Annotated in this window: 18 protein-coding genes and 3 tRNA genes; 13 read left to right on the top strand and 8 right to left on the bottom strand. The window is 58.4% G+C overall.

Going from position 1 to position 19,999, the window contains the following annotated elements:
- Window positions 1-117: 117 nt before the first annotated feature.
- The 4 genes from ACR0MO_RS04155 (at window position 118) to ACR0MO_RS04140 (ending at window position 3,737) form a co-directional block, all read left to right on the top strand.
- Window positions 118-1,119, top strand: a complete 1,002-nt coding sequence (locus ACR0MO_RS04155) for a DctP family TRAP transporter solute-binding subunit (protein ID WP_170621739.1) — start codon at window positions 118-120, stop codon at window positions 1,117-1,119.
- Window positions 1,120-1,233: 114 nt separating this feature from the next.
- On the top strand, window positions 1,234-1,911 hold the full coding sequence (locus tag ACR0MO_RS04150; protein ID WP_480889831.1) for a TRAP transporter small permease: 678 nt from the start codon (window positions 1,234-1,236) through the stop codon (window positions 1,909-1,911).
- Complete coding sequence (locus ACR0MO_RS04145; RefSeq protein ID WP_170450958.1) at window positions 1,911-3,287, top strand: TRAP transporter large permease; 1,377 nt, start codon at window positions 1,911-1,913, stop codon at window positions 3,285-3,287. The genes ACR0MO_RS04150 and ACR0MO_RS04145 overlap by 1 nt, the downstream gene beginning before the upstream one ends.
- Window positions 3,288-3,425: 138 nt before the next feature.
- Window positions 3,426-3,737 carry a DMT family transporter gene (locus tag ACR0MO_RS04140; RefSeq protein WP_170450956.1) on the top strand — a complete coding sequence of 104 codons (312 nt, stop codon included), beginning with the start codon at window positions 3,426-3,428 and terminating at the stop codon, window positions 3,735-3,737.
- A 15-nt stretch (window positions 3,738-3,752) separates the two neighbouring features.
- On the opposite strand, the gene tpiA is transcribed toward ACR0MO_RS04140, so the two are convergent.
- Entirely contained in the window at window positions 3,753-4,502 is a 750-nt protein-coding gene (gene tpiA, locus ACR0MO_RS04135; protein WP_480889829.1) for a triose-phosphate isomerase, read from the bottom strand.
- 126 nt (window positions 4,503-4,628) lie between these two features.
- Here tpiA and ACR0MO_RS04130 point away from each other — a divergent pair, with 126 nt between their 5' ends.
- Complete coding sequence (locus ACR0MO_RS04130) at window positions 4,629-5,540, top strand: isopenicillin N synthase family dioxygenase (RefSeq protein WP_480889826.1); 912 nt, start codon at window positions 4,629-4,631, stop codon at window positions 5,538-5,540.
- Here the strand turns inward: ACR0MO_RS04130 and ACR0MO_RS04125 are convergent.
- Window positions 5,537-5,902 carry a HesB/IscA family protein gene (locus ACR0MO_RS04125; RefSeq protein ID WP_480889824.1) on the bottom strand — a complete coding sequence of 122 codons (366 nt, stop codon included), beginning with the start codon at window positions 5,900-5,902 and terminating at the stop codon, window positions 5,537-5,539. The two genes, ACR0MO_RS04130 and ACR0MO_RS04125, sit on opposite strands and share 4 nt — an antisense overlap.
- Window positions 5,903-6,098: 196 nt before the next feature.
- On the opposite strand from ACR0MO_RS04125, the gene ACR0MO_RS04120 reads away from it, so the two are divergent.
- Complete coding sequence (locus ACR0MO_RS04120) at window positions 6,099-6,437, top strand: hypothetical protein (RefSeq protein ID WP_480872817.1); 339 nt, start codon at window positions 6,099-6,101, stop codon at window positions 6,435-6,437.
- A 222-nt stretch (window positions 6,438-6,659) separates the two neighbouring features.
- On the opposite strand, the gene ACR0MO_RS04115 is transcribed toward ACR0MO_RS04120, so the two are convergent.
- The 3 genes from ACR0MO_RS04115 to ACR0MO_RS04105 form a co-directional block, all read right to left on the bottom strand.
- On the bottom strand, window positions 6,660-7,022 hold the full coding sequence (locus tag ACR0MO_RS04115) for an SUF system Fe-S cluster assembly protein (protein ID WP_170450947.1): 363 nt from the start codon (window positions 7,020-7,022) through the stop codon (window positions 6,660-6,662).
- A 90-nt stretch (window positions 7,023-7,112) separates the two neighbouring features.
- Window positions 7,113-7,391: an NfeD family protein gene (locus ACR0MO_RS04110; RefSeq protein WP_170450945.1), complete on the bottom strand. Its 279-nt coding sequence runs from the start codon at window positions 7,389-7,391 to the stop codon at window positions 7,113-7,115.
- On the bottom strand, window positions 7,391-8,281 hold the full coding sequence (locus ACR0MO_RS04105; RefSeq protein WP_170450943.1) for an SPFH domain-containing protein: 891 nt from the start codon (window positions 8,279-8,281) through the stop codon (window positions 7,391-7,393). The genes ACR0MO_RS04110 and ACR0MO_RS04105 overlap by 1 nt, the downstream gene beginning before the upstream one ends.
- A 176-nt stretch (window positions 8,282-8,457) precedes the next feature.
- Between ACR0MO_RS04105 and ACR0MO_RS04100 the strand changes: the two genes are divergently transcribed.
- From ACR0MO_RS04100 to lon, 4 genes are all read left to right on the top strand, one after another.
- Window positions 8,458-9,369, top strand: coding sequence for a nucleoside hydrolase (locus ACR0MO_RS04100; RefSeq protein ID WP_170450941.1), 912 nt, complete (start codon window positions 8,458-8,460; stop codon window positions 9,367-9,369).
- A 63-nt stretch (window positions 9,370-9,432) separates the two neighbouring features.
- Window positions 9,433-10,563 carry a tRNA guanosine(34) transglycosylase Tgt gene (gene tgt / locus ACR0MO_RS04095; protein WP_170450938.1) on the top strand — a complete coding sequence of 377 codons (1,131 nt, stop codon included), beginning with the start codon at window positions 9,433-9,435 and terminating at the stop codon, window positions 10,561-10,563.
- 92 nt (window positions 10,564-10,655) lie between these two features.
- On the top strand, window positions 10,656-11,051 hold the full coding sequence (locus ACR0MO_RS04090; RefSeq protein WP_480889820.1) for a DUF6636 domain-containing protein: 396 nt from the start codon (window positions 10,656-10,658) through the stop codon (window positions 11,049-11,051).
- A gap of 226 nt (window positions 11,052-11,277) precedes the next feature.
- Window positions 11,278-13,686, top strand: a complete 2,409-nt coding sequence (gene lon / locus ACR0MO_RS04085) for an endopeptidase La (RefSeq protein WP_480625966.1) — start codon at window positions 11,278-11,280, stop codon at window positions 13,684-13,686.
- A 50-nt stretch (window positions 13,687-13,736) separates the two neighbouring features.
- Here lon and ACR0MO_RS04080 read toward each other — a convergent pair whose 3' ends face one another.
- The 3 genes from ACR0MO_RS04080 to ACR0MO_RS04070 all read right to left on the bottom strand — a co-directional run bounded on the left by ACR0MO_RS04080 (window position 13,737) and on the right by ACR0MO_RS04070 (window position 16,353).
- Complete coding sequence (locus tag ACR0MO_RS04080) at window positions 13,737-15,323, bottom strand: APC family permease (RefSeq protein WP_480625967.1); 1,587 nt, start codon at window positions 15,321-15,323, stop codon at window positions 13,737-13,739.
- 106 nt (window positions 15,324-15,429) lie between these two features.
- A tRNA-Val gene (locus ACR0MO_RS04075) sits at window positions 15,430-15,504 on the bottom strand.
- Between the two features lie 111 nt (window positions 15,505-15,615).
- Window positions 15,616-16,353: a porin gene (locus ACR0MO_RS04070; RefSeq protein ID WP_480625968.1), complete on the bottom strand. Its 738-nt coding sequence runs from the start codon at window positions 16,351-16,353 to the stop codon at window positions 15,616-15,618.
- 334 nt (window positions 16,354-16,687) lie between these two features.
- Here ACR0MO_RS04070 and ACR0MO_RS04065 point away from each other — a divergent pair.
- The 3 genes from ACR0MO_RS04065 (at window position 16,688) to uvrA (ending at window position 19,924) form a co-directional block, all read left to right on the top strand.
- Window positions 16,688-16,764, top strand: a tRNA-Asp gene (locus ACR0MO_RS04065).
- A 45-nt stretch (window positions 16,765-16,809) separates the two neighbouring features.
- Window positions 16,810-16,886, top strand: a tRNA-Asp gene (locus ACR0MO_RS04060).
- 179 nt (window positions 16,887-17,065) lie between these two features.
- The gene (gene uvrA, locus ACR0MO_RS04055; RefSeq protein ID WP_170621747.1) at window positions 17,066-19,924 is read left to right on the top strand and encodes an excinuclease ABC subunit UvrA; all 2,859 of its coding nucleotides are present in this window, start codon (window positions 17,066-17,068) and stop codon (window positions 19,922-19,924) included.
- The last annotated feature ends 75 nt before the right edge of the window (window positions 19,925-19,999 follow it).

Genomic DNA, 19,999 nt, shown 5'->3' with positions numbered 1-19,999 from the left:
GACCCGTCATCCCCGGAATCAAAACGTTGTGCGGTAGGATTTGATTCGCTTCACTGCCCGGCATGCGGTGCCCCTGTGGCATCTGATGGAATGTATTGAAGTCTGGGAGGAGAACAGATGAGAGTTTTGACAACAGCCGCGACGGCTCTGGCATTGGCGGTAACCGCCTCGGCGGGTATTGCGGCGTGCGACGATGGTGAAATCGTCGTCAAGTTCGCGCATGTGACGAACACCGACAAGCACCCGAAAGGCATCGCTGCCTCGCTGCTGGAACAGCGTGTCAATGATGAGATGAACGGCGTGATGTGTATGGAGGTCTATCCGAACTCGACGCTCTATAATGACGACAAGGTGCTTGAGGCGATGCTGCAAGGCGACGTGCAACTGGCCGCGCCGTCGCTGTCGAAGTTTGAGAAGTTCACCAAACAGTTCCGCCTGTTTGACCTGCCGTTCATGTTCAAGAACATCGATGCCGTGGACGCGTTCCAGGCCTCGGCCGATGGTCAGGCGATGAAGGACAGCATGCAGCGCCGTGGCCTGCAGGGGTTGGCCTTCTGGCACAATGGCATGAAGCAGATGTCGGCGAACAAGCCGCTGGTTGATCCGTCGGATGCGGATGGTCTGAAATTCCGCGTGCAGTCCTCGGACGTGCTGGTTGCGCAGATGGAAGCGATCGGTGGCAGCCCGCAGAAGATGGCGTTCTCGGAAGTGTATGGCGCGCTGCAACAGGGCGTTGTGGACGGGCAGGAAAACACCTGGTCGAACATCTACGGCAAGAAGTTCTTCGAGGTGCAGGACGGCATCACCGAGACCAATCACGGCATCATCGACTATCTGGTCGTGACCTCGGTGGATTGGCTGGACAGCCTGGACCCCGAGGTGCGTGACCAGTTCATGACCATCATGGACGAAGTGACCGAAACCCGGAACAAGGAAGCCTTTGCCGTGAACGAAGCGGCCAAAGCCTCGATCACCGACGCGGGTGGTATCATTCGTGAACTGAATCCCGAACAGCGTCAGGCCTGGGTTGATGCGATGAAGCCCGTCTGGGATCAGTTCGCTGGTGACGTGGGTCAGGACAAGATCGACGCCGCACAGGCCATCAACGCCGGGTTCTGATCCGGTCAGGCCGCGCGTCCGGGGACTGGGGAGTTAACGACGCGCGGCCTTGGCGGGCCGCTTCAAAGGCCCGCCGCAAATTACTCTCATCACCAAAAATGCGGGGACAGAAAGATGTCTGGTGCGAAATCCGGCCCGGCTGGGCTGGTCGACCATATCGAAGAGACCGTGATTGCATTGCTGCTGGGCCTGATGACGGCCGTGACCTTTGCCAATGTGATCGCCCGGTTCTTTTTTAACTCGAACATACTATGGGCGCTGGAACTGACGGTGTTCATGTTCGGCTGGCTTGTGCTGCTGGGCGCGTCATATGCGGTCAAGAAACACGCTCATCTGGGGGTCGATGCGATCCTGAACATGCTGGCCCCCGCGCCGCGTCGGATCCTGGCGCTGATCGCCGTGGCCTGTTGTCTGGTGTTCTCGCTGCTTCTGCTCAAGGGCGCCTATGACTATTGGGCGGTATTTGCTGACCTGCCGCCCACATCGGGTCGCTGGTTCCCGACCGGGTTCAATTTCGACGCCCGTAGTCAGAGTTTCTATGAAGTTGATGATATTCCGATGATCGCACCGCTTCGGTTCCTGGAAGACCTGATTAACTATGGCGAATATTACGAGAAACTGCCCAAGGTCGTTCCTTATTTCATCCTGCCTTTGTCGATGCTGCTGCTGGTGATCCGCTTTACGCAGGTTGCCCTGCAGATTTGGCGCGGTGAAACGGACCGTCTGGTCGCCAGCCACGAGGTTGAGGACGAGATCGAAGAAGTGCGTGCGCAGCAGGGAGGGCATGACTGATGGACGTTGTACTTCTCTTCTCGATGGTCATTGGCCTGCTGCTGATCGGGGTTCCGATTGCGGTGGCGCTTGGCCTCAGTTCGACCCTGTTCCTGCTGATCTATTCCGACAGTTCGCTGGCTTCGGTCGCGGGCACGCTGTTCGAGGCGTTCGAGGGGCACTTTACCCTGCTGGCAATCCCGTTCTTCATTCTGGCCTCGTCCTTTATGACAACAGGCGGTGTGGCGCGGCGGATCATCCGGTTCTCGATTGCGTGCGTGGGGCATCTGCCCGGTGGTTTGGCAATTGCGGGGGTCTTTGCCTGTATGCTGTTTGCTGCGCTGTCCGGGTCGTCCCCGGCGACCGTTGTGGCCATCGGCTCCATTGTCATCGCCGGGATGCGTCAGGTGGGTTATTCCAAGGAATTCGCCGCCGGTGTGATCTGTAACGCGGGGACGTTGGGCATCCTGATCCCGCCCTCGATCGTGATGGTTGTCTACGCGGCAGCCGTCGAGGTCTCGGTCGGGCGGATGTTTCTGGCGGGTGTCATTCCGGGCCTGATGGCCGGTCTGATGCTGATGATCACCATTTACGTTATGGCCAAGGTCAAGAACCTGCCCAAAGGTGACTGGAAGGGTTGGGGCGAGATTTTCACCTCGGCACGTGAGGCCGGTTGGGGATTGTTCCTGATCGTGATCATCCTCGGCGGCATCTACGGTGGTATCTTTACACCAACCGAGGCCGCAGCGGTGGCCGCTGTTTACGCCTTCCTGATTGCCAGCTTTGTCTACAAGGACATGGGGCCGCTCAGTACGGAAGAGGGGACGGCGAATATTCCGCTGTTCAAGAAACCGCATGCGCTGGTCACCGCGTTCTTTCACCCTGACACCAAGCATACGCTGTTCGAGGCTGGTAAACTGACCGTCACGCTGTTGTTCGTGATCGCCAACGCGCTGATCCTGAAACATGTGCTGACCGACGAGCAGGTCCCACAGCATATTGCCGAGGCGATGTTGTCTGCCGGTCTGGGTCCGGTGACCTTCCTGATCGTAGTCAACGTGATCCTGCTGATCGGTGGTCAGTTCATGGAACCTTCGGGGCTACTGGTCATTGTCGCCCCGCTGGTGTTTCCGATTGCGATCGAGCTGGGCATCGATCCGATCCATCTGGGCATCATCATGGTGGTGAACATGGAAATCGGGATGATCACGCCTCCGGTTGGGTTGAACCTGTTCGTGACGTCCGGCGTGGCAGGCATGCCGATGATGAGCGTCGTGCGGGCTGCATTGCCGTTCCTGGCGGTGCTGTTCGTCTTCCTGATCATGGTGACGTATATCCCGTGGATTTCGACCTTCCTGCCGAACTCGGTCATGGGGCCGGAGATCATAACAAACTAGCGATTTGGTGGCCGGGCGGCGTTTCGCCCGGCCACACACTTGAACCCGGGGCAGGGATGCCTATCTCGGGGTCAGAGGACGACCTCCCCACCACGGGCAGATCATGCGGGACGACCCGCGTTGACAAGGGGTCATCTCATGGCATGGATCATGCTAGTTTTTGCCGGAATTCTCGAAATTGTCTGGGCGGGTGCGATGAAGCAATCCGCTGGTTTCACGCGGCTTTTGCCAACCGCGATCATGGGGATTTCCATGATCGGCTCGTTTGGTTTGCTGTCACTGGCGATGCGGGATCTGCCGCTGAGCACCGCCTATACGATCTGGGTCGGCATCGGCGCGGTCGGCGCGTTTCTGGTCGGCGTCACGGTGCTGGGTGAGGCGCTGACGCCCATGCGCCTTCTGGCAGCGGCGTTGATCATTGCCGGGATCGTGACGATGAAGCTGGCCTGATTGTGCTGCCCCGGCTCAGATGCCTTCCAGCGCCTCGATGATGCCCGAGAAATCCGCAGCTTTCAGGCTGGCCCCGCCGACCAGCGCGCCGTCTACATTCGAAACACCGAAAATTTCGGCCGCATTGGACGGCTTGACCGAACCGCCATATAGCAACCGGACCGAGCGGCCGACGCCCTCACCAAACCGGCGTTCCAGACGGGCGCGGATGAAATCATGGACCTCACCGATCTCTTCCAGCGTCGGAACCTTGCCGGTGCCGATGGCCCAGATCGGTTCGTAAGCGACAATCAGATTCTCGCCGGTTGACTGATCCGGGATCGAACCCGACATCTGCCCGCCGATGATGTCCAGCGTGTTGGCGGCCTCGCGCTGTTCGAGGCTTTCGCCGACGCAGATGATGGCTTTCAAGCCTGCATCCATGACTGATCTGGCCTTGGCGCGCACGTCTTCGTTTTGCTCGCCATGATCCACGCGCCGTTCCGAATGGCCCAGAATGACTGCCGTGGCACCGGCGTCTTGCAGCATCTCGGCGCTGATATCACCGGTATGCGCGCCCGAGTGTTCTGCGTGGCAGTCCTGCCCGCCGACCGAGACGCCAGTACCCTCAACCATCTCGGCGGCGCGGTGCAACAGGGTGGCCGGGGGACAGATCAGAATATCGACCGAAGGCGAGGGGTGCTTGGCCGCAAGTTGCTTTAGCTCGGCAAGCGCTGCGCCGGTTCCGTTCATTTTCCAGTTTCCAGCCGCCAGCTTGCGCCGCATATCGAACTCTCCCTGCGAATTTGGTTGTTTGGGCCATCGGATAGCATCGATGATCGGACCTTACAATTGCGGTTGCAGTTCATATCTGTGACGGGCAGTTTCCACGCTGAGTCTTCCGAGGATGCCATGATCGACAACCTTGATCTTGAAAAGCTGGACAACCGGGACCCGCAAGAGCTTGCGCGATTGCGGCAAGCCGTCGGACAGGTTGGGTTTTTGAAGGTGCGCAACACAGGGCCGACGCGGGAACGCATTCAGAACGTGATTGCGGCCTATTACGACTTTTTCCGCTTGCCCGAGCAGGACAAACGCGCTGTCGACATGGCTGTGACCGGTTCCAATCGGGGCTGGGGCGCGCCGCAGTCAGAGCAGGTTGATCCGACAGCCAATCCGGATTTCAAGGAAGTGTTCGATTGCGGCTATGAACTGCCGCAGGACAACCCATACCGCGCCCAGAACCTGAGCGTGTATGCCCCGAACCTGTGGCCCGAGGAACCAGAACACTTTCAAGATACCATTCGCGCGTATTACGCCGATGCCTGCGATGTATCCATGCGGGTGTTGCGCGCGATTGCTGTCGCCTTGGGGCGGGACGCGAGCAGTTTTGATGCGGCCTTCGACACGCCGATGGCCCTGCTGCGCGGGAACTACTATCCCCAGCGGCCTGTCTGGGCCGGAGACAAAGACTTCGGCATTGGCGCGCATACCGACTACGGCTGTCTGACCTTGCTGGCCACCGACGGCACATCCGGATTGGAAGTACGGATGCCCGATGGGGCGTGGGAGAAGGTTCAGGCCGAACCGGGTGTCTTTGTGATCAACTTCGGTGAGATGCTGGAGTTCTGGACCGCAGGCCGCGTCAAGGCGACCGAGCACCGGGTAATTGGCTGGTCCCACGAACGGATCTCGGTCCCGATGTTCTTCAACCCAACCTACGACACCAATGTCGCTCCGCCGGGGTCAGGGCAGGTGATTTCGGCCGGAGATCACCTGACGAAACGTTTCAATGAAACCTATCTGCACCTGAAATCGGCTTAGGGCTGCGATGTAAGGCTTTCGTCAAACTTGATCGACTCGCCACAACCGCAGGCATCGACCACGTTGGGGTTTTTGAACTTGAACCCGGATTCCAGCAGCGAGACCTCGTAATCGATCTCGGTTCCGAACAGGAACATCTGCGCCATAGGGGCGATTATCACGCGCGCGCCGTCTTGCTCGACCACCTCGTCATGCGGGTCGGCCTCGTCGACATAGTCCATGGTGTATTCCATGCCTGCACAGCCGCCTTTTTTCACACCGATACGCAGACCAGTATGACCGCCGGATTTCATTAGGCGGGTGATCTGCTCTGCAGCTTTGGGCGTTATGGTCACGGCCTGTTTGCCGGGAATGCCGAACATCTGTGTCTCCGTCGTCGCGCGTTACCGCTAATTTAGGGGCGTATCCCGGCAGGCTCAAGTCGGTGCGATTGGATGTTGTGAAATTTACCACCAGCTTGCGCGGGTTGCGTTGACGTGACGGATGCGCGTAGCCTGACACAAGACAGTTTGCCAAAGTCGGCCAGAGATCAAATTACATTTGGGGAGTTATATTGAAATGAATGGGTTACGCGACAAAGCTAATGCAATTTTTTATACTGCTTTGATCGGCACCGCAGCCATGATCACGGCCATTCCCGCTTATTCGGACACAACACTCAAGCGGCATCCGATCAATTGTGCCACAGCCGAAGGGGATCTGCGGGCGATTGCATCGGAAAAGAAACACGCTCAGGACCAGCAATTGGAAAGCGTCGCCGCGATCACTCCGGCAGGTGCATTACTGGGTCTTGTGACCGGGACCGAGAACAAAAGATTGCAAATGCTGTCCGGCGACTACGTCAAAGAGCTGGACCAGCGGGCCGCAGACATCAAAGCGACCTGCGGTCTGAGTTAGGCCCCAGCGCATCCGGAAAAAGAAAAGACCGCTCTCGGGCAAGAGCGGTCCAATTTCCGGGCCGGGGATGGGGGATGGCACAGTCGGTACCGGCCCATGCGCATGACAGAATTAAACCTTGGCGGTTGTCGATGCGCCGTATGTGTCCCGCAGAAATGTGACAGCGGGCCTACAGTTCGGTAACGGATGGATTAACCTTTTGTGACAATGCCTTAAGCGCGATCACATGAACCCGAGTTCAAGCCGGGCTTCGTCCGACATCATCTCCATGCCCCAGGGCGGCTCCCACGTCAGTTCAACGTCCACTTCCTTGATCCCCGGAACCGGTTCGATGGCCTCCATGATCCAGCCGGGCATATCGCCCGCAACCGGGCAGCCGGGCGCGGTCAGCGTCATGATCACCTTGACCGCATTGTCGTCCTTGATGTCGATCGTATAGATCAGGCCGAGGTCATAGATATTGACAGGAATTTCAGGGTCATAAACCGTTCTGCACGCCTCGACCACCTGGTCGTAAAGGGGGTGTTCAATTGTCGAAGGTGCAATCAGCGGTGTGCCTTCTAAGTGTTCGCTCGGGTGCGTCATCTTCGCCTCGGGTCGGTTGCCTGAGTGATTATATAGGGAATGGCTGTGGCAGCGTCCAGTGCTGCAAAGGCCGCCGCGCGACCCTTGACGTTAGTCGTTGATATCATGCTCAAAGGTTTTCACCTGCCCATGCGGGTGCGCAAAGGTTCGGCGCAGGCCCAGCCACGCGATCAGCGACAGCACCGCGAAGATCAGCAGCACAACCGGCAGCGATGGGGCAAGCCCTGGGATGAGCAGCAGCAGCCCGGTCACCGCGGCCCCGATGGCAAAGCCCAGAAAGATAAAACCGGGCAGAACGATTTCGAGGATGCCGAGCGCCAAAGCGCCCGCCAACCAGATCCACCATGTCAGCCAGAAGGGGTCGGCCATCACTTGCCTCCTTTCAGCATCTTGAACGCATCGCCAAAGGCTTCCAGAGCATTTGCAGGCAAGACAATCGTTTGTTTGCCGGTGCCATTGCCCAGCGCGTTCAGCGATTCTACCTGTTTCAGGGCGACCTGATACTGCGCGGCCTCGATCCCGTTGTCCTGAATGGCCTTGGCGACGACGCCGGTGGCATATGCCTCGGCCTCGGCCTGAATGCGGCGGGCTTTGGCGGTTTGTTCTGCGGCATAAAGCTCGGCATCGGCCTGCAGTTCCACGGCGCGTTTCTGACCTTCGGCTTCGGTCACCTGCGCGCGGCGGGCGCGTTCGGCGTTCAGCTGTTGCAACATCGCGTCGCGGGTGGCCTGATCCAGGTTCACGTCCAGAATCTCGGCCCGGGTCACTTCGATGCCCCAGTCATCCACGGCGGTTTCGACGCTTTCCTGAATCTGAGCGATCAGCTGGGCGCGGTTCGACTGGACCTCATCCAAATCCATTTTACCGATCTCGGCGCGGACGATACCGGCAACGGTGGTGGCAATCGCGCCGTCCACGTCGCGGATACGGTAAACGGTCTTTTCAGGCTCAAGAATGCGGTAGAAGACCGAGGTGTCGATCTGAACCAGCACGTTGTCCTTGGTGATCGCGTCTTGTGTCGCATTGGGCAGCTGGCGTTCCAGAATGGATATCTTGTGGCGTGCAACATCCAGAAACGGAACGATAAAGTTAATGCCCGGTCCAAGCACAGAATGCAGGCGTCCGAACCTTTCAACCACGTATTTTTCGGATTGGGGAACGATCTTTATGCCTTTGAGCGTAACGATGACCACCAGAATGGCAGCCAAAAAGTAAATGATATTCGACGAAAGCAATCCGATGATCTGCTCTTCTGTCATAACTGTCCTCTTTTATTGTGTACATTGGTATACATTAGGGGATTGAGTCGCCCGATTTCAACTCTGGTATGGCGTGAATGCAGGCGGTTGCAAATAGCGGTATGCCTCATTCGGACGGTTGCAAGCGGTGACAGTGATCGCTTTGCATCTGTGCCTGATTGCGCTATCGGAGCGGGATGAAACTGATTATCGACACAGACCCCGGTATCGACGATGCCATGGCCATCGCCTACGCCGCTGCCGCGCCCGAGATTGATCTGATCGGGCTGACCACTGTTTTTGGCAATACGCATGTCCACCAGTCCAGCCGAAACGCCCGGTTTCTGGTCGATAAGCTGGGTTTGGGAATTCCGGTCGCCCAAGGCGCGCCGTTTGCCCACGGGCAGGACAGCCACAGCCCGTCCGAGCATGTGCATGGTCCCGAGGGTTTTGGCGATTTGACCGATATTCCCGAGATCGGGCAGAACCACGACTTGTCCGCGGCCGAATTTCTGGCGGACATGGCGCGCCAGCATAGGGGTGAGCTGGTCGTCTGCGCCGTTGGTCCACTGACCAACATCGCCGACGCCATGAAGCTGGATGCCGAGTTCGCGCAGAACCTCAAGCGGTTGGTTGTCATGGGTGGCGCTGTCTATTGCCCCGGCAATATCACCGAACATGCCGAGGCGAATATCTACCACGACGCCAAGGCAGCCAATGCGGTGTTCGCCGCGCCACCAGAGACAGTGGTCGTAGGTTTGGATGTCACGCTGAAAACCCTGTACGAAACCGCAGATTTCGAGGCGCTGGCAGATCAGTCGCCCAATATGGGCGCATTCCTGCGCGATATTTCGCGGTTTTATCTGAAGTTCTACAAGGATATCGGCGGGTTGGAAGGCTGCGGCCTGCACGACTCGACCGCAGTAATCGCCTGCACCCATGATCATATGTTCGAGATCGTTCAGACCGGTTTGAACGTCACCACTGAAGGCGCTGCGCTGGGGGCCACGGTGCCACATGACGGTCGCCCAAAGGTCTCGGTCTGTCGGGATGTGGACGGGGCAGGGGTGGTGGATCTGTTTACGGCCCGCGTCGCCTCGTTGCCCTGACGGGTTGCAAAGCACCGGTGGATCGGGCAAAGCCTGCCCGGTTCCGCGATCAGAGACGATGATATGACCCAGCAGTTTTCTTTTGAGCTGAAAGCCACCGATGGCAAGGCCCGTACCGGCGTGATCAACACGCCAAGGGGCGAGGTGCGCACGCCGGCCTTCATGCCGGTCGGCACCGCGGCGACCGTCAAGGCGATGATGCCGGAAAGCGTGCGTGCAACCGGGGCGGATATTCTGCTGGGCAACACCTATCACCTGATGCTGCGTCCCACGGCCGAGCGGATTGACCGTCTGGGGGGCCTGCACAAATTCATGAATTGGGAGCGGCCCATTCTGACGGATTCGGGCGGGTTTCAGGTCATGTCGCTGGCCGGGCTGCGCAAGCTGACCGAGAAGGGCGTGACCTTCAAATCTCATGTGGATGGGTCCAAGCACGAACTCACGCCGGAACGCTCGATGGAAATCCAGCGCCTGCTGGGCTCGGACATTGTGATGTGTTTCGACGAATGCCCCTCGCTGCCCGCCGACCGGGAGCGGATTGCCGAGTCGATGCGCCTGTCGATGCGGTGGGCCGAGCGGTCGCGCGATGCGTTCGGGGATCGTCCGGGTCACGCGCTGTTTGGGATCATGCAGGGCGGTTTGGAACAGGATCTGCGGGAAGAAAGCGCCGAGGCGTTGAAAGCCATCGGTTTCGAAGGTTACGCCATTGGCGGTCTGGCCGTGGGTGAAGGGCAGGAGGCGATGTTTGACTGCCTCGACTATGCCCCCGATTTCCTGCCCACCGACAAGCCACGCTATCTGATGGGCGTGGGCAAGCCGGATGACATCGTCGGCGCGGTGGCGCGCGGTGTGGACATGATGGATTGCGTCCTACCGTCGCGCTCTGGCCGTACCGGACAGGTTTTCACCCGTCGTGGCGTGGTGAACATCAAAAACGCGCGGCATGCGGACGACCCGCGCCCACTGGATCAGGAATGCTCGTGCCCGGCCTGTTCGAATTATTCGCGCGCCTATCTGCATCATGTGTTCCGGTCGAACGAGATGATCTCGGGCATGTTGTTGACCTGGCACAACCTGCATTATTTCCAGGAGATCATGCAGGGCATGCGGGATGCCATCTCGGCCGGAAGCTTCGATGCGTGGCAGGCCGATTTCCATGCAACGCGCGCGCAGGGCGATATCGAGCCGCTATAGCCGTCCCGTTCGGGTGACAATTGCGTGGTTTTCAGGTAGTCTGAGGACACTTTAAGCAATGTTATTTTTAGTTCGTGACCCGGAGAGTTTTTATGTTTCGCCTTTTTCTCGGCGCAGCAATTTTCTGCGCGACACCTGTCATTTCAGATGTCTGGACCTTTGAAACCCCTTCCGAAAATATTCAGTGTTCGGTGGGCGAAGGCGCTGAGTCTTCTGATATCCAGTGCACGATAATCGAAAAGTCCGGCCAGCCCGCGTTACCTCGGCCTTCCGACTGGGGCCATGATTTCCTGATGTTCAATACCGGCCCCGTGGAAATGCTGTGCCAGCCGCTGAATCGAAACCGCGGCGGGTTTAACCGTGCGGAATATGGTGTCACGGGCCAGTTTGGTGGGTTTACCTGTAGCTCCTCGCGGAAAGGTCTGGAGTGTCGCAATCAGGACGGCCACGGGTTTTTCCTGTCCCGCGCCGTGCAGCGCGTGTTCTGATCTTTTTTGCCTGCGTATTTCTCACGCAGGGTGCGTTAATTTCGGTGGATATGTTTCCGGGACGCCTTGCAGTCCGGAAAACCTCGGGTCATGCTGCGCCAGAGACATGATGGTGAGGTTGAAATAGGGCGGTGACAGCCCCACCTTTAACCATCCAAGACAGGAGACGGCCAAGCGTTGCCTCAAGCAGGGACCAGAGCCGTCTTGCCAACGATAAGGATAGAGCATGCAAGAGCCTCTGAATTCCTCATACCCCGTCCTGCCGCTGCGCGACATTGTGGTTTTCCCGCATATGATCGTGCCGCTGTTCGTGGGCCGAGACAAATCGGTCCGCGCGCTGGAAGAGGTGATGCAGGATGATAAGCAAATTCTGTTGTCCAGCCAGATCGACCCCGGTGTCGATGATCCGGAAGTGGACGGCATCTATCAGGCTGGTGTTCTGGCCAACGTCCTGCAACTGCTGAAACTGCCCGACGGCACCGTCAAGGTGTTGGTCGAAGGACAGGCGCGTGTGCAGATCACGGAATTCCTTGAAAACGATCAGTTTTTCGAGGCGCGTGCCGAGTATCTGACCGAAATCCCGGGCGATGTGACCACCACACAGGCGCTGCTGCGCACTGTAGCGGATGAGTTCGAGCGCTACGCAAAAGTGCGCAAGAACATCCCCGAAGAGGCTCTGACCGCCGTTGGTGAAACCACCGAGCCTGCCAAGCTGGCCGATCTGGTGTCGGGTCATCTGGGTATTGAGGTTGAGCAAAAGCAGGAACTGCTTGAGACGCTCAGCGTCAGCGAACGGCTTGAGAAGGTCTATGGCCTGATGCAGGGCGAAATGTCGGTTCTGCAGGTCGAGAAAAAGATCAAGACCCGCGTCAAATCCCAGATGGAGAAGACGCAGCGCGAGTACTACTTGAATGAGCAGATGAAGGCCATTCAGAAGGAACTCGGCGATGGTGAGGACGGTTCGAACGAAGTCGCCGAGCTGGAAGCCAAGATCAACGAAACCAAGCTGTCGAAAGAGGCCCGCGAAAAGGCTGAAGGCGAGCTGAAAAAGCTTCGCAACATGAGCCCGATGTCGGCCGAAGCCACCGTCGTGCGCAACTATTTGGACTGGATTCTGTCGCTGCCGTGGGGCACCAAATCCCGCGTCAAAAAGGACTTGGGCCGCGCGCAGGACATTCTGGACGCTGATCACTATGGGCTTGAGAAAGTCAAAGAGCGGATCGTCGAATATCTGGCGGTTCAGCAGCGTTCGAAAAAGCTGAAAGGCCCGATCCTGTGCCTTGTTGGCCCTCCCGGTGTGGGTAAAACCTCGCTGGGTAAATCGGTTGCAAAAGCCACGGGGCGCGAGTTTATCCGCATCTCGCTGGGTGGTGTGCGCGACGAATCCGAGATCAGGGGCCACCGTCGCACCTATATCGGCTCAATGCCCGGCAAGATCATTCAGGCGCTGAAAAAGGCGAAAACCACGAACCCGCTTATCCTGCTCGATGAAATCGACAAGATGGGGCAGGACTTCCGTGGCGACCCGGCCTCGGCGATGCTGGAAGTGCTGGATCCGGAACAGAACAGCACGTTCATGGACCACTACCTTGAGGTCGAATATGACCTGTCCAACGTGATGTTCCTGACAACCTCGAACAGCTACAACATGCCGGGGCCTCTGCTGGATCGGATGGAAATCATCCCGCTGGCCGGTTACACCGAAGAGGAAAAGAGTGAGATCGCCAAGCAGCACTTGATCAGCAAGCAGGTCAAGAACCACGGTCTGAAAGCCAAAGAGTTCGAACTGACCGATGAGGCGCTGCAAAAGATCATCCGCACCTATACCCGCGAGGCGGGCGTGCGGAACCTTGAACGTGAAATCGCCAAGGTTGCGCGGAAATCGCTGACCAAGATCATCAAGAAAGAGGCCGAGACCGTGACGGTGACGCCGGACAATCTGGATGATTTCTTGGGTGTGCCGAAGTTCCGCTATGGCCTGGCCGAGCAGGACGACCAGATCGGCGTCGTGACCGGTCTGGCCTGGACGTCCGTGGGCGGTGATCTGCTGCATATCGAGGCGCTGAAACTGCCCGGCAAGGGTCGGATGAAGACCACCGGTAAGCTGGGCGATGTGATGAAGGAATCCATCGACGCGGCCTCGTCCTATGTGCGGTCGATCTCACCGAAGATCGGGGTGAAGCCGCCGCAGTTCGACAAGCTGGACATTCACGTCCACGTGCCGGATGGGGCAACGCCCAAGGACGGCCCCTCGGCGGGTCTGGCGATGGTGACCTCGATTGTCTCGGTCCTGACCGGCATTCCAGTGCGCAAGGACATTGCCATGACGGGCGAGGTTTCGTTGCGCGGCAATGCGATGCCCATCGGTGGTTTGAAAGAGAAACTGCTGGCGGCGCTGCGCGGTGGCATCAAGACGGTTCTGATCCCGGAAGAAAACGAAAAGGATCTGGCCGAGATTCCGGACAATGTGAAAGAAGGGCTGGAAATCATTCCCGTCAAACATGTCTCGGAAGTATTGAAACAAGCACTGGTGCGCGAGCCAGAGCCCATCGAATGGGACGAGGCCGCCGAGGAAGCTGCTGCCGCTGCGACAAAGGCTGCGGAAAACGCAGGCCCATCAGCGACGGCGCATTAAGCGTGCGGAAAAGATTGAAAAGGCGGGGCCGGACCCCGCCTTTTTTCGTTTCAGAACCCAATAATCGGTTTTTTGGGGTCCAGTATCTCTTCTTCCGCAATGTATTGTTGAAACTTTTCATCCCGTAGGGCGGACCGAACGGCGAGGGCGAAAACTACCGCCGAGAACAGGGTGCAGAGTACAATGTCCCACCCGAACGGAATTTGCTTCAGCGCGCCGTCACCGAACTGACCGAGGTATGAGATCAGGCCGATGCCCGCCAGATAGGGCACCAGCCACAGCGCCTCGGTCACGTCCATCTCATCCAGCCGACCCCAGAACCGGACTAAAAGCAGGACCATCCCTGCCATCAGCGCGATGCCCAGCCGCCATACGGTGTCCCAGCCGCTCCAATAGACGACCAGAGTTGCAACGGCGAAGGCGGTGACGGCCACCAGTTTGACGGCGGGGATGCGGATGGATCTGGGGTGGTCGGGCATCAAGCGGCGCAGGCAGACAACGGCGATTGGCCCCACCGCAAAGGACAAGACAATTGCGGCCCCGTTCAGGGCGATGACTGTGGTAAAGGGCACCGTCAGCAGAAACACAATGCCGATCACAAAGTTCAAGGCCAGCGCCCAAAGCGGCACGCCAAACGTGGACAGAATCGTCAAGCGCTGCGGCAGGAACCCGTTCTTCGACAGGGCGAGCGCGATGCGGGCATTCGACCCGGTGGCCACAAGCCCGTTACCGAAGGGGCCAATGACCGATCCCACATTCAGCAGGCTGAGAAACCAGACCATACCAACGGACATGATGACCGCATCCAGCGGGCCTTCGCCGCCAAAGGTCAGGTTGCTCCACCCGTTTTTCAGCATGTCGGCGTCAAGCGCGCCGATGAATGCGACTTGCAGGCCCAGATAGATGGCGGCGCACAGAATGATCGACAGGATCAGCGCGGCGGGAATATCGAATTTCGGGTTCCGAACCTCTCCGGCCATGTCGACCACGTGGCGGAAACCGATGAACGAAAAGATCACCCCTCCGGTCGATACAGCGGCCATGATGCCTTGCAGACCGTAAGGTGCGAATCCGTCGGGGTGCGAGAAATTCTGCGTGTCAAACCGGCTGGCAATCAGAAGCACCGACAGCACAATCGGAAATGCAACCTTGGCCCATGTCAGCGCGGCGTTGACCTGGGTGAAGAACTTGACGCCCAAGGCGTTGATGGCCACGAACAGCAGCATGAAGAACAGGGCCACTGCAATACCCGCGCCGGTCAGATCTCCGGTCGCTGCGGTGTGGAGCCACGGGGCGTAGGGGGCCAGGTATTTCAACATTGCCTCGACTTCGATCGGGGCCGTGGTGTTGTAGCCGATCCAGGCCGTCCAGCCCATCGCCATCGACACGATGTTGCCGTGCGAGAACTGTGGTACGCGGGCGATGCCGCCGGGGATCGGTAGCATGGCCGAAATCTCGGCGAATGTAATGGCAAGGATGAACATCGCTACCGCGCCAATGATCCATGACAGGATCGCAGCAGGGCCTGCGTGTTGCACCGCCAGCAACGGCCCAAACAGCCATCCTGACCCGATGATTCCGCCGACTGAAATGAAGGTCAGACCCACAAGGCCAATATCCCGCTTCAGTTTGGCCATGCGTATCCTCTTGTTCACGCGCCGTTAATTCAGCGATTGTGAAAAGGATACGCAGTTACAACGCCCGGTGGCAAGCTGGGTGGAGTCACACGATTGGAAAGGGGAATGGTGGGTGATAAGAGATTTGAACTCCTGACATCTTCGATGTGAACGAAGCGCTCTACCACTGAGCTAATCACCCATAGGGCGGCCTCTTACCGCAGGTCTTGGTGCTCTGCAAGGGCGGGAAGATCAGTTTTCCCGGCTAACATGCGCAAAACGGAAGGCCCCGGAAAACCGGGGCCCTGGTGTTTTACAGACCGGGCAGGCCAGGCAGTTTGGCCAGAACGCCGCGACGGCCAAATGTCGTGCCGCGATCGTTGCCAAAGTTCACACGAACGCCGACGCCCACATAGGCCTCGTTCGAGCTGCCGGAAACCAGCGGGGATGAGATATGTGCGACGCCGATATTGCCATAAACTTCGGCGTTGTCAGCGGCGGCATAGGTGGCGCCGATTGCAAACAGGTTGTAATCCAACGCACCGACAAAGTTGTCGACAATGTCCCAGCTTGCGGTGAAGTCCCAGCGGTCACTCAGTTCGGTTTTGGCCGAAACTCCGAAGATTGTTCCGTCCAGACCAGAGACGTTGCTCAGTTCCTGGCGACCGATATAACCTTCGATCTCTGCCGGGCCTGCGTCGAAGCCACCCTCGATTCCGAAAAAGTCGAAATCAGCATCTTCCAACTTTTCCTGACCGTAGAACGCACCAAACGACGCGTTGCCGCTGGTGTGCAAGTTGGCATGCAGTGTCCAGTTCGTTGCGGTTTCGCCGAGGTCCTGAAAACGATAGCCGCCCAGATCCAACTGGGCGCTGAACGCGCGGGTGAAGGCCAGTTCAGCAGCTCCGTTCAGGTTGTAGACGTCACCAAAATCGGTGTCGGTGAAGGTTGAATACCCCAGATCAAGATAACCGCCTGTAAGTTCGACAGCCTGCGCCGCGCCGGTCGACAGGGTTGCTGACAGGGCGCTGTAGATAAAGAGTTTTTTCAAGATTATGCTCCGATCTTTTTTTGTTGGCCGGGCCCCGGAATGTGGCCCTTTTTGCGCGCGCAGCATTAGGTTGATTCTGCTTTGCGGTGTATTGATTCACTTGAATTAACTGGTGCTGTTGCCGGGGTGTCACATTGAGGGTGAAGCATGCTGTTTCTGTGCGGAAATCCACGGACAACCGCGTGCCATTTGACCGTATCCAGAAAACTGACGCCGCCGCCCGGACAGCGGCATGCGTAAAATTCTGGAATTCGGAAAAAACTTCAAAACGCCGCTTGACGATGCCGGGGCGGGGCCATAATACACCCCAACGTTCAGAGCGAACGTGCAGCGGGCGGTTGTAGCTCAGTTGGTTAGAGTACCGGCCTGTCACGCCGGGGGTCGCGGGTTCGAGCCCCGTCAACCGCGCCATCGCTGCAATCCTTGGTCCAGGATAAAGGCCATGAAAATAGATGCGCGGTTGTAGCTCAGTTGGTTAGAGTACCGGCCTGTCACGCCGGGGGTCGCGGGTTCGAGCCCCGTCAACCGCGCCATTTTCTCCTTTAGTTTACACCTCAGACCATCAGCGATTGCCCTGCAAGGCCCAACTGCGTCGCGCCTTGTCAGTAGGTGTCGGCAATAATTGGTTCGTTCACACTTTGTTCTAACTTTTCTGTTGGAGACTCAGCGCCGCTCGCCTATTTCTAGGACACTTGTCTGGTTGGGGGCCTGAATGGCTGAGCTGAAGAACATCGAAGTGCGCGGCGCGCGCGAGCATAACCTGAAAGGGATCGACGTCGATATTCCACGGGATCAGCTGGTGGTGATCACCGGTCTGTCCGGCTCGGGCAAATCCTCGCTGGCGTTTGACACGATCTATGCCGAAGGTCAGCGCCGCTATGTCGAAAGCCTGTCGGCCTATGCGCGTCAGTTCCTGGACATGATGGAAAAGCCTGATGTGGACCATATCAGCGGTCTGTCCCCGGCGATTTCCATCGAACAAAAAACGACGTCGAAAAACCCACGTTCCACCGTGGGTACTGTGACTGAGATCTACGACTATATGCGTTTGCTCTTTGCGCGCGCAGGAACGCCTTACAGCCCTGCGACCGGTTTGCCGATCGAAGCGCAGCAGGTGCAGGACATGGTCGATAGGATCATGATGATGGAGGAGGGGACGCGCGGCTACCTGCTGGCCCCTATCGTGCGCGACCGGAAGGGTGAATATAAGAAAGAGTTTCTGGAACTGCGCAAACAGGGCTTTCAACGTGTGAAAGTTGACGGCGAATTCTACGAGTTGGATGAGCCTCCGACGCTGGACAAGAAATTCCGTCACGACATCGACGTTGTGGTCGACCGTCTGGTTGTGCGCGAAGGGATGGAAACCCGGCTGGCCGACAGCCTGCGCACGGCCTTGGATTTGGCGGATGGGATCGCGATTCTGGAAACCGCCCCGCGCGAAGGTGACCCGGAACGCATTACGTTCAGTGAGAATTTTGCTTGCCCGGTCAGCGGCTTCACCATTCCCGAAATTGAACCACGCCTGTTCTCGTTCAACGCCCCTTTCGGGGCATGCCCGGATTGTGACGGTTTGGGGGTCGAGCTGTTCTTTGACGAACGCCTCGTCGTGCCGGATCAGACATTGAAGCTGTACGATGGTGCCTTGGCCCCATGGCGCAAAGGGAAGTCCCCGTATTTCCTGCAAACCATCGAGGCCATCGCGCGGCATTATGAGTTCGACAAGAACACGCCGTGGAAGGATTTGCCCGCCAAGGTGCAGCAGGTCTTCCTGCGCGGCTCGGGCGATGAGGAAATCCAGTTCCGCTATGACGAAGGCGGGCGGGTCTATCAGGTCACGCGCAGTTTTGAGGGCGTGATACCGAACATGGAACGCCGCTATCGCGAGACCGACAGCGCGTGGATTCGCGAGGAATTCGAACGGTATCAAAACAACCGCCCCTGCGGCACCTGCGAAGGCTACCGCCTGCGCCCCGAGGCGTTGGCGGTAAAGATCGCGGGCCTGCATGTGGGTCAGGTGGTCGAGATGTCGATCCGCGAGGCGCTGGCTTGGGTTGAGGATGCGCCGAACCATCTGAGCGTGCAGAAGAACGAGATCGCGCGCGCCATCCTCAAGGAAATCCGCGAACGCCTTGGATTCCTGAATAACGTTGGTTTGGAATACCTTACGCTGTCACGTTCAAGTGGCACACTGTCCGGAGGGGAAAGCCAGCGTATCCGCTTGGCCAGCCAGATCGGCTCGGGCCTGACGGGTGTTCTGTATGTACTGGACGAGCCATCCATCGGCCTGCACCAGCGCGACAATGACCGACTGCTGGGTACACTGAAGAACCTGCGGGATCAGGGGAACACGGTCATCGTCGTAGAACATGACGAAGAAGCCATTCGCGAGGCGGACTATGTGTTCGACATTGGCCCCGGCGCGGGTGTGCATGGCGGGCAGGTGGTCAGTAAAGGAACGCCAGCGGAAATCACGGCTGACGCCGCTTCGATCACGGGTCAATATCTGGCCGGCACGCGAGAGATTTCGGTGCCGACCGAACGGCGCAAAGGTAACAAAAAGAAGGTTTCGGTTGTCAAAGCGACGGGAAACAACCTGAAGAACGTCACCGCCGATTTTCCACTGGGTAAATTCGTCTGCGTGACCGGCGTGTCCGGGGGCGGCAAATCCACGCTGACCATCGAGACGCTGTTCAAAACCGCCTCGATGCGTCTGAATGGCGCGCGTCAGACACCCGCGCCATGTGAGACCATCAAGGGGCTGGAATTTCTGGACAAGGTTATCGACATTGACCAACGGCCCATCGGGCGGACTCCGCGTTCGAATCCAGCGACTTACACGGGGGCCTTCACCCCGATCCGCGACTGGTTCGCTGGCCTGCCCGAGGCAAAGGCGCGCGGGTACAAGCCCGGGCGGTTCAGCTTCAACGTCAAAGGTGGCCGTTGCGAGGCGTGTCAGGGTGACGGTGTCATCAAGATCGAGATGCACTTCCTTCCCGACGTTTACGTGACCTGCGAGACCTGCAAGGGTGCGCGCTACAACCGCGAGACGCTGGAGATCAAGTTCAAGGGCAAATCCATCGCCGACGTGCTGGACATGACGGTGGAGGACGCGCAGGAGTTCTTCAAAGCCGTGCCGTCGATCCGCGACAAGATGGATGCGCTGGCGCGTGTGGGGCTGGGCTATATCAAGGTCGGTCAACAGGCCACGACCCTGTCAGGGGGCGAGGCGCAGCGGGTTAAGCTGTCGAAAGAGCTCAGCAAACGTTCCACCGGGCGCACCTTGTATATTCTGGATGAACCGACCACGGGTCTGCATTTCGAAGATGTGCGCAAGCTGTTGGAAGTGCTGCATGAATTGGTCGATCAGGGAAATACGGTTGTTGTAATCGAACACAATCTGGACGTGGTGAAAACCGCCGACCATATCATCGATATCGGCCCCGAAGGCGGTGACGGTGGTGGTGAGATTGTCGCGACCGGCACCCCGGAAGAGGTGGCCGAGGTCGAGCGCAGCCACACCGGGCGGTATCTGAAACAGATGCTTGATGCAAAGGCGGTTGCCGCCGAGTAGCCCGCTCACGCATACTGCCAGGAATACGTCTATTGGGGACGGCGCCTGGCAAATCGGCGGTGTCGGTGCGTCCAA

It is taken from the genome of Ruegeria sp. K5 (assembly GCF_056531805.1).
This window is presented reverse-complemented; position numbering and strand designations above follow the sequence as displayed.